This window comes from Blautia sp. HCN-1074 (assembly GCF_037890165.1).
In the GTDB taxonomy this organism is placed as follows: domain Bacteria; phylum Bacillota; class Clostridia; order Lachnospirales; family Lachnospiraceae; genus Blautia_A.
Genome location: NZ_JBBKBP010000031.1, coordinates 13386 through 27940 on the forward strand (window position 1 = coordinate 13386; position 14555 = coordinate 27940).

The 14555-nt window shown below is 42.5% G+C and carries 14 protein-coding genes; 6 read left to right on the forward strand and 8 right to left on the reverse strand.

The genetic code is table 11. The features are described 5' to 3' along the window. Both glgD and WKT11_RS17950 read left to right on the forward strand, forming a co-directional pair. Positions 1 to 1116, forward strand: a complete 1116-nt coding sequence (gene glgD, locus WKT11_RS17945) for a glucose-1-phosphate adenylyltransferase subunit GlgD (RefSeq protein WP_117677590.1) — start codon at positions 1 to 3, stop codon at positions 1114 to 1116. A 775-nt stretch (positions 1117 to 1891) separates the two neighbouring features. After that, positions 1892 to 2485 carry a 50S ribosomal protein L25 gene (locus WKT11_RS17950; protein WP_117846139.1) on the forward strand — a complete coding sequence of 198 codons (594 nt, stop codon included), beginning with the start codon at positions 1892 to 1894 and terminating at the stop codon, positions 2483 to 2485. Positions 2486 to 2570: 85 nt separating this feature from the next. Here WKT11_RS17950 and WKT11_RS17955 read toward each other — a convergent pair whose 3' ends face one another. After that, on the reverse strand, positions 2571 to 2915 hold the full coding sequence (locus tag WKT11_RS17955; protein WP_117887204.1) for a hypothetical protein: 345 nt from the start codon (positions 2913 to 2915) through the stop codon (positions 2571 to 2573). A gap of 1 nt (position 2916) precedes the next feature. On the opposite strand from WKT11_RS17955, the gene WKT11_RS17960 reads away from it, so the two are divergent. Next, positions 2917 to 3129 carry a hypothetical protein gene (locus WKT11_RS17960; protein WP_117846140.1) on the forward strand — a complete coding sequence of 71 codons (213 nt, stop codon included), beginning with the start codon at positions 2917 to 2919 and terminating at the stop codon, positions 3127 to 3129. Here WKT11_RS17960 and WKT11_RS17965 read toward each other — a convergent pair. The 7 genes from WKT11_RS17965 to WKT11_RS17995 all read right to left on the reverse strand — a co-directional run bounded on the left by WKT11_RS17965 (position 3078) and on the right by WKT11_RS17995 (position 11276). Beyond that, the gene (locus WKT11_RS17965; RefSeq protein ID WP_243098880.1) at positions 3078 to 4781 is read right to left on the reverse strand and encodes a PucR family transcriptional regulator; all 1704 of its coding nucleotides are present in this window, start codon (positions 4779 to 4781) and stop codon (positions 3078 to 3080) included. The two genes, WKT11_RS17960 and WKT11_RS17965, sit on opposite strands and share 52 nt — an antisense overlap. A 129-nt stretch (positions 4782 to 4910) precedes the next feature. Then, the gene (locus tag WKT11_RS17970; RefSeq protein ID WP_117677594.1) at positions 4911 to 5546 is read right to left on the reverse strand and encodes a cobalamin B12-binding domain-containing protein; all 636 of its coding nucleotides are present in this window, start codon (positions 5544 to 5546) and stop codon (positions 4911 to 4913) included. Between the two features lie 374 nt (positions 5547 to 5920). Continuing rightward, complete coding sequence (locus tag WKT11_RS17975; RefSeq protein WP_118137229.1) at positions 5921 to 6460, reverse strand: DUF2284 domain-containing protein; 540 nt, start codon at positions 6458 to 6460, stop codon at positions 5921 to 5923. Then, entirely contained in the window at positions 6454 to 8220 is a 1767-nt protein-coding gene (locus WKT11_RS17980; protein WP_243098879.1) for an ASKHA domain-containing protein, read from the reverse strand. The genes WKT11_RS17975 and WKT11_RS17980 overlap by 7 nt, the downstream gene beginning before the upstream one ends. A gap of 373 nt (positions 8221 to 8593) precedes the next feature. Then, positions 8594 to 9232 (reverse strand): corrinoid protein, encoded by a 639-nt coding sequence (locus WKT11_RS17985; protein ID WP_117676001.1) that lies wholly within the window; start codon positions 9230 to 9232, stop codon positions 8594 to 8596. 67 nt (positions 9233 to 9299) lie between these two features. Then, on the reverse strand, positions 9300 to 10115 hold the full coding sequence (locus tag WKT11_RS17990) for a methyltetrahydrofolate cobalamin methyltransferase (protein WP_118137233.1): 816 nt from the start codon (positions 10113 to 10115) through the stop codon (positions 9300 to 9302). Positions 10116 to 10241: 126 nt separating this feature from the next. Beyond that, positions 10242 to 11276, reverse strand: a complete 1035-nt coding sequence (locus tag WKT11_RS17995) for a uroporphyrinogen decarboxylase family protein (protein ID WP_117675997.1) — start codon at positions 11274 to 11276, stop codon at positions 10242 to 10244. A 463-nt stretch (positions 11277 to 11739) separates the two neighbouring features. Between WKT11_RS17995 and WKT11_RS18000 the strand changes: the two genes are divergently transcribed. The 3 genes from WKT11_RS18000 to WKT11_RS18010 all read left to right on the forward strand — a co-directional run bounded on the left by WKT11_RS18000 (position 11740) and on the right by WKT11_RS18010 (position 14480). After that, positions 11740 to 12651, forward strand: coding sequence for a serine hydrolase (locus WKT11_RS18000; RefSeq protein ID WP_178761337.1), 912 nt, complete (start codon positions 11740 to 11742; stop codon positions 12649 to 12651). A 220-nt stretch (positions 12652 to 12871) separates the two neighbouring features. Further along, positions 12872 to 13852 carry a hypothetical protein gene (locus tag WKT11_RS18005; RefSeq protein ID WP_242986768.1) on the forward strand — a complete coding sequence of 327 codons (981 nt, stop codon included), beginning with the start codon at positions 12872 to 12874 and terminating at the stop codon, positions 13850 to 13852. Between the two features lie 184 nt (positions 13853 to 14036). Then, positions 14037 to 14480 (forward strand): phosphate-starvation-inducible PsiE family protein, encoded by a 444-nt coding sequence (locus WKT11_RS18010; RefSeq protein WP_118591185.1) that lies wholly within the window; start codon positions 14037 to 14039, stop codon positions 14478 to 14480. Positions 14481 to 14555 lie beyond the last annotated feature (75 nt).

Sequence of the window (14555 nt, forward strand, 5' to 3'; positions counted from 1 at the left end):
ATGTATAAGGCATTTGGAATCGTAAAATCTTCCGGGAGAAATATTTATGTAGATGGTATGCAGGATTATCGCCCGATCGGCGCGTTTTCCTTCCTTGGCAGATACAGAGTCATTGACTTCCCTATCTCCAACATGACTAACAGCAATATTGACTGTATCCAGGTTTATATCAATAACAAACCTCGTTCCGTTGTAGAACACGTTGGAACAGGACGTCATTACAACATCAACTCCAAGAGCGGTAAGCTTCAGCTTCTCTTCTCAGAGCATAATAATGACAATGATATTTACAATACAGATATCTCCTGCTACCTGGAAAACATGGAATCTCTGAGCAGAATGTCTCATCCATATGTTGTTATCGCTCCTAGCTATATGGTTTATTCTATTGATTTTGACCAGTTTATACATACACATATTGACTCCGGTGCAGATGTTACTCTGCTTTATCATTCTGTTGATAATGCAAAAGAAGCATATCTTACCTGTAATGTTCTGAATCTGAACCGTCAGAAAGGTGTTGAAGCCATCGGACCTAACCATGGTAATAAGAAGAACCAGAACATTTACATGGATACCTGCGTTATGAAAACAGAGCTTTTCATCAGCCTGGTTAGAGAAGCTAAGAAGCTTTCCTCCATGTATACTCTGGCAGATATCCTGAACGATAAATGCGAAACTCTTGATATCCGTGGCGTAGCACATAAGGGATTCTTTGCAAGTATCACAGACTTCCCAAGCTACTATGCAGCAAACATGGATCTTCTTGACTACAAAGCAGCTCAGGAACTGTTCCATGAGAACTGGCCAATTTATACCCGTACGAACGACTCCTGCCCGACTCAGTATTTCGATACAGCAGAAGTTAAGAATTCCGTAATCTCCAACGGCTGCCAGATCGAGGGTACTGTTGAGAATTCCGTAATCGGACGTGGATGTGTCATCAAGAAAGGTGCTGTTGTCAGAAACAGTGTTGTTCTTGCTGAGGTTACTGTAGGTGAAGACGTTCACGTAGAGAATGAAGTAGTAGATAAATGGGCGAAACTGATCCATAAGAAAGAAATCATTTCCCCGGCTGATCAGCCTGGTTACATTAAGAGAAACGATACTCTGTAATTTTTATAATTAAGTAATGCAAACCCCCGGTACACTTATTACGGTGTATCGGGGGTTTTGTTTATTGGTACATTATGTTCCTTTTTTGTATTAACATATGATATACTTGACATGTTGTCACATCCCCACACCGGCAACAGGAGGGAGGTGTTTCTTATGACCATATTGTTTCATATCTTTATTAGATATCTTATTCCTTTTATTTCTTCTGTTTTAGCTGGCATCATTAGTACTTACATATATAATAAGCTGACAGAACATAAGCGTGACAACAAGGAATAAGCGGAAACTCAACCGTAAATAGAGTGAATCCCCAGAAGCTGGCACTTCTGGGGATTCTTTGTTTGTGTTCTTATGACAATATTATTTCTTCTTATCCTTTATAATTATAACATATACTATTTTCAAAATCAACATGCACCTTCCACGTTCTTTAGCATTCTTTAGCATTACTTTTCAGGCGGTGTTACTGTTCACACGCTACTATTCCGCAAGGTGTTTTGGCATGAATATACCAAACCTCGAAGCATGCAAGTTTTGTTAAATATATACAATCTCTTTTCTGATACTTGTTAAGAATTCACAAACTCTTCACATTTCAGGTCTTGCATTTCTATTATTGTGCGTTATAATACAGTTGTAACAAAGATAAGAAACAAGCAAACAACTGAATACTTAAAAATACTTAACACCACCTGAAGCATTGCAGAAATGCTCCTGAATCAAGATAGTGTCAAGCGTGTCACCTCAGCTGTAATAATGGAGGAAAAGTCAAATGAATACTTTAAAAGCTGAAAAAAGAACAATGGACACAAAGGCCAAAAGATTAAGAAGAGAAGGTTACGTTACAGGTAACGTATTTGGCAGAGAGATGGAAGGTTCCATGCCTGTCAAAATGGAGAAATCCGCAGTAGAGAAACTTCTCAAAACAAGCAACAAAGGTAGCCAGATTATGCTGGATGTAGATGGTCAGTCTTATGATGTACTGATCAAAGAGATCCAGTTCAATCCGTTAAAAGGACAGGTGGATGAAATAGATTTCCAGGCACTGGTAAGCAACGAGAAAGTACATTCCGTAGCCGAGATCGTACTTGTAAACCATGATAAACTCGCAGCTGGTGTATTACAGCAGCATCTGGAAGAGATTTCCTTCCGCGCTCTCCCATCCGCACTGGTTGACAAAGTTATGGTTGATGTCGGCGATATGAAAGTCGGCGATGTAATCAAAGTAAAAGACCTCGACATTGCCAAAGATAAAGATGTAGACTTAAAGACAGACCTTGAAGCCGCAGTCGTATCCGTAGCCGCAGTTCATGTAGATCCGGCTCTGGAAGCTGAAGAGGAAGCTGCTGAAGAAGAAGCTAAATAAATTTTAAAAATTTTTATTTCATTAAAACAGCGAAGCGAATTTTTATATCCGCTCCGCTGTTTTTCATTTTTACCCCTAACATCATTTATATTTTAGGCTGTACAACATTTCCCTGCACAACGCTTCCCTGATCCTTTCCTTTTCTCATCCCTCTGACTACCTGCACATTTCCAAGAATCAGATAATCCATTTCTCTCTTGGAAATCTTTGCAAAGTTTTTCTTAGAAACAAAATAGAAAGTAACTCCCATAAGTACCCACACGATCAGTGCTGCAAAAGACTGTGGTGCCATAAATGCCGGAGACCCTGGTACGATCAGAAGGAGCAGGATCATAACAGAAATAATACATCCTCCCAATGCCACTGCCGGATGAATTCGGTTTGTATCCGTAGCATCCTCTTTCATTTCTTCAGTAGTTAACTTCATCATTATGGCATTCATCCTGTTCTGCCTGCTGAAGGCAGTGAACAAAGTAACATCCTTCGGTGCCAAAAAAGAAGAGCCAGCCGCTCCGACTACTAAGAAATGTCCTTTCTGCATGAGCAAAATCGACATTAAAGCTACACGCTGTCCACACTGCGAAGATTTTTATTATTCCTTCTCTTCTTCCTGCTCCAGCAGTCTGAACGATAGTTCCAGGTAAAAAATCTCCTCCGGATCATCCAGATCTGACTGAAGGATTTCTCTGATTCTGTCGAGTCGGTAGAGAAATGTACTTCTATGTATAAACAACTCACGCGCAGCCTGTGTCGCGCTTAAATGCTGTTCAAGATATACTCTCAAAGTCTCCATATACTGCGTCTGATTTTCCTCATCATGTTTCTTTAATTCCAACAATCCCTCATGACAAATCATAGTTCCCGGCAGTCTCTTGGTCGCCTGCTCCAGAATATATGTCATTGCCACCTGGCTGAAATAATGAATCCACAGATACGGTTTCTTACGGCTTCCGACATCTAGCGCTGTTTTCGCCTGTACATACTGTCTGCGCAGGTTCATGTGTCCCGTCATTACTCTGCTGTACCCGGCTTTCAGATAGGTATCTCTGATAAAATACACAAGCTTCCCGGCTACCTCTTCCTGATTCATTCCCAACCTCGTAAGGTCAAAAAACACCACGATCTCATCCTGATAAAGAAAACTTACGGAATCCCCGAGTTTCTTCTTAATATATCTGCTGATTGCCTTCGTAGAAAGATTCTGCTGGTTCAGATATGTAATCTGCAAAATCAGACACATATATTCATGATTTCCTCCCCATCCCAATTCGCTGAGTTCCCTGCTGATCTGCATATAATCCGCTGTTCTGTCCGATAAAACACGCACAAATATCTGTTCTATATCCCGGTCCGGATCTGTCTCCTCTTCTTCATGTGTAAGCAGGAATTCCAATTTCTCTGATAAAATATCCAGCACGCAGATAACTCCCTGCGTAATTTCCACTCTGCATTCCGTCAAAATCAGCCTGTGAGTTGCCTTCTCATCCACAAATAAATTTCGATTCATAGAACGACATCCACTGATATAAGCCGGAAACATCACCGTTTCATGCGTATCTGCCATCTCACGATAAGTTTCATTCTGAAGAAGTGCATTTACATATTCTACATTCAGTCCCTCATCTGTATATAAACGAGCCCGCGGCGGCAGATATTTGCTTCCGGCCTCTGCAACGAAAGTAAAATCCAGTCCGATTACAGTCAGCGGATTCTGCAGAAATTCAGATGTCACCTGTAAAAGCCGCTCCATTCCCGCATGCTCCAGCATCAGGTCATGGATTTTCCTTTCCCATCCATCCGCAGTATCAAAAATCTCCTGCATATCATTCATAAATTCCGCAATTTCTTCCAGATTCTCAAGTGCCACCTGAATATAAGGGATGTTTCCAAAATCTGAGTCATCGCAGCTGCTCACAGCTACCTCAACCTCATTTCGGTTTATATCTGTTTCAAAACTTTCAGGAGCTCCAGCCTCAACTTCAGTTCCTGTTCCAATTCCGGTTCCAGCTCCAACGATCATATTATCATTTTGCTTTTCTGAATCCGATTTTTTACAAAAAATCCAGAAAATGTCTTTCATTACCGGCACTACACGTTCCCATTCTTCATCATCACGCACCTGAATCACATATACATGCCCACTGCGGAATCTATCTTCTTTCTTCCTGTCATCTCTGTTAATTCCACAACGCAAAAAAGGGCGCAGATACCCATCATTACCGGACAAATTTCCCTTTTTCAGAATTTCATATTTCTCTTTTATCTTTTCATATAAATAAACAGATGACAACCGCAAGTCCCGTTCCTCCCGTCACATAATTCATAAGCTGATTCTGATATGGCTCACGCTAATTAGCAACCTTCTTCATTCTGGCTGTTATTCAGATTCTTTCATTGGCTCCTCTTTACCACTAATTCACACGCATTATACAATAAACGTCTTGGCAACTTCCACAGCCTCAATGCAATTTTCTGTATACGCATCTGCCCCCATATCTTTCGCCAGCTGTTTTGTCACTGCACCACCGCCAACCATAATCTTAAATTTATGCTTACTGCTGCTTCGCTTCAGCGACTTCACCACCTGCTCCATCTCCGGAATAGAAGTGCTAAGAAGAGAGGAAATACAAACGATTGACACATCCGGATTCTGTTTCACAGCACGTAGAAACTGCTTCTCCGAAATATCCACGCCAAGGTCGATAACCTTAAATCCCGCACTACGGAACATAACTGCAACCAGATTCTTACCCACATCATGAAGATCTCCCTCCACAGTTCCCAGAATCACAGTTCCAATATTTCTTCTGCCAAACTGTGTATCCTGCTCCTCCAACAGCTCAAATCCTTTACGCACGCTCCGGGCCGCCGCCAGAATCCTGATAATATCCGCACCATTAGATTTATAATTCTCTCCCACTGTTCTCATCGCAGGAGTCATTGCTTCTTCCACAATCCGCGCGGAAGAAATATGCTGCTTCAATGCTTCTCTCACCAGCTTCTCCGTATCCCCCGGATGTCCGTCTTCAATTGCTTTTTGTAACTGCTCAAGTACTGTCATATCATCAAGCCCGCCCTTAACCATTCTTCTACAAAAAAATCCCCCGCCTTACGGCGAAGGACTTTTACTTTCATCACTGCTTTTTCAATGTATTTATTTTATCATAGCACCAGATTATTTACAACGAAAAATACCGGCATTTTATATTCTGTTCTCATTCTCGGTTACTGTTCGCTCCGTTCTCAGTAACTCATTCTCTCTGATTCCATTCTGGCTATTAGTAATGAGAGTCAATCGGATATTCGCAATCCGCTTTCGCTACTTGCTCATAACCGAACCGTAACAATTATTATTCGCTATACACCAGTACATCCAACAGTCATCAACACATTTTATGAAAAAGCTGAATTCTCTTATATAAACAGAAATACTATCTACTCTAATAAATAACAGCTCGTATAAGCAATCGTACAGTCTCCATAATAATACTTCAACCCATTTGCCTGACAGACCTGAGTCACCAACATTCCGTAAGCCTCCATCGAAGAAAAAGCCTGCTTCGGAAATCTGCACGGAGCATCGGGATAAGTACAAACCTTACATTTCGTACAACACCCTGCGCCAATTGCAAGCATATCCGGATAAATCTCTCTCAGTTTCTTCTCAAACTCCACAAAATACTCCTTATGTCTGGCCTCCGTCTCCATCATGCTCTCTCCATCAAGGGCATCTTCCAATTCCCCCACTGTCTGAACAATGATTCCATACTTATAATTTCGAACTCTCTTTTCACACTCCTCAAGAGAGCCACACCCTGGCGGGCAGCTCCAGCACTTATTATACTTATGACATGTATCTGAAGCACACATCTGCCGCACCTCCGGCTTCAGCTCAATCGTATCACAATCCAATAACGCTACATGCGAAAACCCCTGTTCCATTCCCATCTGTTCTAACTTCTTTATATCTAACATTTCGGTTCCTCCTCTCTCTCAGGAAACCCCAGTTCATCAATAAAACAATCTTGAAATTCCGGTGAAGCCGCCAGTTCCACGAACTCAATCTTCCTCACCAGTTCGTCCATATCCAGCATTTCCTTCTCATTCACAAGAGCAATCTTCGCACCTTCCCCTGCGGCATTTCCGACCGGCTTCACTTTTTCAACCAACGATGCCGGCAGCAAACCAATCTTCCCGGCACTCACCGGATTCATATAATTGCCAAAAGCCCCCGCAATATATACCGTCTGGATTTCCTTTTCCGTAATCTCCAGCCGCTCCATAAGCATCTGAATCCCCGCCGCAATAGCAGCCTTCGCAAGCTGAACCTCCCCGACGTCCTTCTGTGTAAGATAAACACCCTTTTCATTCCCTGCCTCATTTGGCGGCACAAGCATAAATGCACTACGGTTCTCCTGTCCACTGTTCAGCACACCATTCTCATCCAGCAATCCCGCATCCAGAAGCCCGGCAACCAGATCAATAAGTCCCGAACCACACAACCCGGCTGCTGGTTTACTTCCCACAGTTGTATAACTCCATTCTCCATTCTCAAACCTTACATGATCCACAGCCCCTTTCGCTCCACGCATTCCACATTCAATCTTAGCCCCTTCAAAAGCCGGACCAGCCGCGGTAGAACAAGTCACCAGTCTCTCCCTATTCCCAAGAACCATCTCACCATTCGTACCAATATCAATCATCAGCGAAATTTCCTCTTTCATATCCTGCCGTACTGCCAGCAGACATCCACAGGTATCCGCCCCCACATATCCGGCAATATCCGGCAATAAAATCAACTCCGCCCGTTTCTGAACATTCAGGCCATAATCCCCGGCATCTGACACAAGCCGTTCACTCACCGCCGGTGTATAAGGCGCATGCACCAACGAAGCCGGAGAAATCCCAAGAAACAAATGATGCATACAGGTATTTCCCACAACACAAATCTGGAAAATATCACTCCTGCCAATCCCTGCCTTCTCAGCCAGGCTTCCAATCATCTCATTAACAACTTCCCGAATACACAGACTCAGCGCCTCTGTTCCATGCTCCAACGCATAATTCGCCCGCATAATCACATCCGCACCATACTGTGCCTGAGGATTCATCTTGCTCTCCACTGCCAGAGTCCTGCCATCTACACCATCCAGAAGATACCCCGCAATCGTAGTCGTCCCAATATCAAACGCTGCCAGACACCTCCTGCCAATTTCTTTTCTCAATTCTAATATTCGACGTCTGCTGTAAATCACATACCACGCATCCGACTCCCGACGCTTCTCATATAACTCCCCCGCCAGTTTCAAATCCACTTCCATCTCATCAGCCCGAACTTCACCATCCACACTCTCCAACTCATCCAACAATCTCTGCCAGTCCGACCTCTTCTCCCCAGGTTTCGCCTTCTCCAGCAAAACCCGCATCATCCGAAGTCCTGGTGCAAACACAACTTCTCTGTTAAAACCATCCGTCAGAATCTTCGCAGCCTCACTCCTATCCAATGTCTCCACCAGATATTCCTTCCCAGCTTCAGCTTTCACATCAACATTCAACTTCACCTGACAAGCTTTAATAATCTTCCCATTCAACTTCACCAAGCACTTACCACATTTCCCCTGTCCCCCACAAGGTGCATCCGGTCTCAACCCAGCCCGAATCTCCGCCTCCAGAACAGAACTGCCATCTTCCACCTCTATACATTTACCTTCTCTGACAAACCTCACCCAAGCCATAAAAAACCTCCTATGCCCAGTAACCAGCTCAGCAAAATATTTCATTTTAAGTGCATTTGCAGGGAACTTAGATATTCTTAGTCCGAAAAAATCTGCGTTATAAGTCGCTCGCCTCACGTGTCTGAGCGAAGTTTGCAACGGAGCGAGTTTGACAGGGCGGCTCATGCCTTTAGCAGATTTTTTCAGACTTAGAATATCTTAGCTCCCGAAACCGCACTCAAAATGAAATATTTTGCTGAGCGTCCCTTCAAGTACAAGTACATTATATCACTAAAAACATCAAAGGGACCACCCCATCACAGAGCAGTCCCCCTTTTCATGTTATGCTTTTAACCCACTTATCCAGGATCTGTCTCAGACCCTCTCGATCAGCTTAAGCCGCAGCCAGCTTCTTAGCCAGTGATGCTGCGCTGGCCGCATCATCAGAATATCCGTCAGCCCCAATCTCTTCAGCAAACTCTTCAGTAATCGGCGCACCGCCAACCATAACCTTGATATTACCTCTGAAATCTGCCGCATTCAAAGCCTCAACAGTCTCTTTCAGTGCCGGCATTGTAGTTGTCAGCAGAGCAGAAAGTGCAATGATCTTAACATCCGGATTCTCCTTATAGCACTCGATAATCTTAGCCGCCGGAACATCAACACCCAGATCGATCACTTCAAAACCGGCACTCTCGATCATCATAGCAACCAGATTCTTACCAATATCATGAAGGTCACCGGAAACAGTAGCAATGATAACCTTACCAAGTGCACCTGTAGAACCAGATGCCAGATGTGGTTTCAGAACCTCAACACCTTTCTTCATCGCACGTGCTGCAACAAGCATCTCCGGAACAAAAATCTCACCATTTTTAAATTTATCACCAACAATAGACATTGCACTGATCATACCATCATTCAGAATCGCAACCGGATCATCACCCTCATCAATTGCTTCCTGAACAGCCGGTCCTACTAATTTCGCTTTTCCTTTTTCAACTAATTCCGCAACTTCATTTATTTTAGACATAATCAAAACCTCCCTGTTATCTTTCTCTAAAAACGTAACCATTTTTTGCTTCAGTTTTAATAAACTATCACTTCTTTACCGGTCCGATCAGACCTTCTCTGTACGCTCCGATATATTCCATGCAATAATCATCCAGTCCCAGTAAAGCCTCTGTCGCATAAACCAGTCCCAGCATATCTCTGTTGGTCGGATCCATAATTCCACTGTCCAGTCCTGCATTCATTGCCAGCACCAGGAAACCATAATTGATCAGTTTACGGACCGGCAGATTGAAAGAAATATTACTGATAGCAGCTGTGATATGAATGGTCGGATACTGTTCGCGTACACTTGTGATCGTCTCAATATTTGTAGCAATTCCATCCTCTGAAGTACAGAGCATTTCAACCAGCGGATCAATATGAATTCTGTTCGGCGCAATTCCATATTCTTTTGCTTTCGCCATAATCTTGTCAAAAACTTTCAGACGATCTGCTGCACATTTCGGAATTCCTGTATTATCACTAAGCAATGCAATTACCTGCCAGCCTTCATTTCCAGGCTCCGCCATAATCGGGAAAATCGTATCAATCTTATGTCCCTCTCCTGATACAGAGTTAAAAATTCCAGGTTTCTTACAGAATTTATATGCCTGTGCCAGAACATCCGGACTTGGACTGTCGATAGAAATCGGAAGATCTGTAACCTCCTGAATACAATCGATCATCCATTTCAGGATTTCCACTTCCTCTGCCTCCGGAACAGAAGCACAACAGTCAATATATGTAGCTCCACTATCCGCCTGAAGTTTTGCTCTCGCTTTGATAAACTCTGCGTCCCTTTTCGCGATTGCTTCTGCTACTGACGGAATAGAACCATTAATTTTCTCACCAATAATAATCATTTTGCAAACACCTCCAGCTGTCTCTTTCAACTCTTGCCAGACTAAAAATCAGTCCATTTATTTAATAGTCCCCACCCGCTGCTTATTGCACCTCGCAATTGAAGCAGGGGGACTTGCTTGATTCAGTTAAAACATAATCTGCCATGGAAGTCTTGTAGACTCAGAAGCCTTAATACCAAACTTCTCTTCATTCAGCTTATCAATAGAATCGCAAAGGGATTTGTAAACTCCCGGATAAACAGAACCAGGACCACCCTGCGCAATACAAGGAATAAAGTATTTATTACCGCATTCCTCACATACACGACGTACAACTGCATCACAGTTCTCATCTGTCCAGCCTTCGAAGTCTACTGCGCGATTCTCAATACCGCCCATGAAACTGATCTTGCCACCATATTTCTTAATCAGTTCCGGAAGATTATTTGTCTCCATACATCCCTGCCATACATCAATTCCCATCTCGATCATAGACGGAACCAGTGTTGCAGCATAGCTGTCAGAATGATGGATAACCAGTTCAACTCCATGACTATGATAATATCCATAAATTTCTTTATATGGCTCAAGTAAAAATTCATCAAACATTGCCGGACTCATAAATGTGCTGTCCAGTCCACCCCAGTCATCATGATGGAAAATTGCATCTGGATGAAGATTAGAACAGATACCTTCTGCCAGCTCCAGCTCCCATTCTGTCAGATACTTAATCAGATCATGCATTTCATCCGGATTGGTAATATAGTAAACCAGCGCATTGCTGATCTCACAGAGATGATGCGTCTGCTCAAATAATCCCGGTGCTACGAAAGCTGCTTTAAAAGCCTGCTCACCATCAACTGCATCATACTGGGCTTTCACCATATCCCACTGATCCTGAGTAAATTTCAGAGACGGTGCATGAACATAATCTTGCCAGTCTTCGATATCCTTTACTACGATCTTATCAGGAGTATGTACAGGGAAAGAACCCGGAACTCCTTTCGGGAAAGTATTTGTTACGCCCCATGCATTTACCACATTTTCCTGTCCCGGCTCAAGAAGCGGGTTAGCAAACATAAATGGATGAAACAGAAGCTGCACTGCTTCATACTGATTGACAAATCTGTCAGGATTACCGCCTTTTATTACTTCAAGCATATTCTGTTTTGGTGTTAACATACGATCTACCTCCTCATATAATTCAGGAAACGCCCCCACATTCCCATATTTATTTAGTTAAATTGTCGCTCTTTATCTCGTTTTCGATGATTTTATTGTATCATTTGTATACTTCAAAATATATAAGCAGATATGCGGAATTTCCGCCTCTGTATTCCTACAATTTGTATGAATAATCTGTTTTTTAGCGTGTGAACAGTAATAAAAACTGTAATAATATCAGTTACTGTTCACACGCCACTATCCCGCGAGGTGTTTTGGCATGAGAATGCCAAAATCCCGAGACATACCGCGCGAATTTATGCGAATAGCATAAATTCTGTGCATCGCGAAGCGTGTTACTGAGAACGGAGTGAACAGTAACTAATATCGTTATTATCCACTCAATTATACTTGTAACTTCTCCCCATACACGCTATAATTTTAATATCTACAAATATTTATTTAACAGGCGGTGAACACAATGAATTTAAAAAAGCTTTTGCTTCCCCTGCTATCAGTGAGTCTCCTTGCAGCTCCTGTATCCACCGGCTACGCAGCAGAAACAAACGTAGCAGTAGCAGAAACGGAGCAGGGTACACTCTCCCCCTCTTCTGAAAATTCTGACAGCGTATTTGGCAGAACATCAGCTTCAGACGAGCCAGTCACAGATGAAGCACTTCAGACACTCTTAAATCAAATTCAGGGACAGCTCCCTGCAGATAACGGCAGCTGGTCTGTTTTTGTTTCTGATCTTATAAATGAAACAGAAGGAAGCATCAATGACCAGACTATGCAGGCAGCCAGCCTGATTAAGCTTTATATTATGGGAGCAATTTATGAAAATTATGACCAGATCATTGGACAATACGGCAAAGATTCCGTAGATTCTAATCTGCACTCCATGATCACAGTCAGCGATAACGATGCTGCCAATACATTGACAACCTATCTGGGTGGCGGGAACTCCAGTGCAGGTATGCAGGCTGTCAACAGTTTCTGTCAGGAACATGGTTATACCCAGACTCATATGGGACGTATGCTTCTGGCAAGCAACGATCAGGATGACAATTATACATCCGTAAATGACTGTGGACATTTTCTCATTGAAGTTTACAAAGAAGAAGAGTCCAGTTACGCCCATGCTTCTGATATGTATGCCCTGCTTAAAGCACAGACACGTCAGAACAAAATTCCAGCCATGCTTCCGGATGGAGTGAAGACGGCAAATAAAACAGGCGAACTTGATAATGTAGAGAATGATGCCGGAATTATCTACGATGCCGCAAACGATCTCGTTATCGTATTTATGTCACAGAATCTCTCCAGTGCCGGGAACGCCCAGAATACGATTGCATCACTGAGCAGAACTATCTATGACTACTACAATAACTAACATCATAACTTAATATGTCAGATTTCAAGAGCAAAAGCTTTATTATTGAGATTTTTTATCTGTTCGAACAAATATGCAAACACATAGTGGTATAGAGTATAGAATCAACTTGTCGGTACAATAGTTATTTCAGCAACGATGTAATCAATCGGATATTCGCAATCCGCTTCCGCTACGTGGCTCTACACCATATGGTAATAACCAGAAGGAGGATCTACTTATGAAGAAAAGAAAAAATGTTATAATTCCTATGATGCTCGTAGCCGCAGTTGCCGCTGCGTCCATACCTTGTAGTTCTCAGGATGTTGAGGCATCCTCCAATACCTATGAAGTAAGTGTAAGTAAAGGTTATCTGGCTCTCCGCTCTTCCATGGCATATGATTCTTCCAATGAAATCGGAGAACTATATTCCGGCGATCTGGTTGAAGTTACAGAATATACCAATGGCGACTATTGGTATGTTTATTCTCCGAAATATGACTGTTGGGGATATGTAAACAATGATTATCTGGTTTCCCTCTATTCCCAGTCAGGCGGCTACTCTTATTCTACTTCCTATACAGTTAGTGTAAGCAAAGGATACCTGGCTCTCCGCAATGCTAAAGCATACGATTCTTCTAACGAAATCGGGAAGTTATATTCCGGCGATACCGTATCTGTTTCTGACAGCAGTGATCCACAATATTGGTATGTCTACGCTCCGAAGCTGAACTGCTATGGATATGTAAATAAAGACTATTTATATTACAGTGGCGGCGGAGCAAGTACGCAGAGTGTTTCCCGTTATTATGGTGAATCAAGAACAGTAAGTGTTGCTACCGGTTATCTGGCTCTTCGCACCCAGAAAGCTTACGATTCCTCCAATGAAATCGGACAGTTATATTCCGGCGATACTGTTCAGCTACTGGATACCAGCGATTCCCAGTATTGGTATGTCTATGCTCCAAAATATGATATGAACGGTTATGTAAATAAGGATTATCTCATCGGTGGAACAGCATACACCACTAAAACTGTAAGTGTTGCCACAGGTTATCTGGCTCTTCGTAATGCCAAAGCATACGATTCTTCTAACGAAATCGGACAATTATATTCCGGTGACACCGTTCAGCTTATTGATTCAAGTGATGCACAATACTGGTATGTTTACTCTCCGAAACTTTATCTGTATGGATATGTAAACAAGGATTATCTGTATTAAATACAACCATTTAACAGCCTGCTATTCCGCAAAGTGTTTGGGTATAGATATAGCAAAATCTTATTGCCAAAGGCGATTTTTTATGGATTTTGCTTTTGCCCAATAGTCAGGTAGAGATCTCTTATTTAAGCAGGGTACCTACCTGATCAGGTAAAAATATAATAATGAAAGGACTCTCTCTATCATGAGCCCCAAAAAAGAAATAAACCACAACATTCGCAAACATTTTAATAGTATCATTTACAATATCTCACGCTACACAGAAATCGTGCTGTCTATCATCATCCTTGTAGTGATCGCATTGGCCGGAATCCGTCTTATCATGGAAGTTGCAGGCACTGCTGTTCCCGATATGGACACAGAATTCTTTACCAGTTTCCTGTCTCAGGCATTGTCCCTGGTAGTCGGCGTAGAGTTTGTAAAAATGCTCTGCCAACATTCCGCACAGACAGTTGTCGAAGTTCTGATGTTTGCCACTGCACGTCAGATGGTCGTTGAACATCTCGGTCCAAATGAGACACTTCTCGGTGTTATCAGTATTGCAATACTTTTCGGCATCCGCAAATACCTCATGACCGACAACGATGACATGAACTCACACAAAAATAAAGACACAAAAGAACATTAAAATTTGCTCTCTTGTTCAGGAAAGAATCCTGCTTGCAGGATTCTTTCCTGCGGCGGATCGTTTTAGCGACATAAT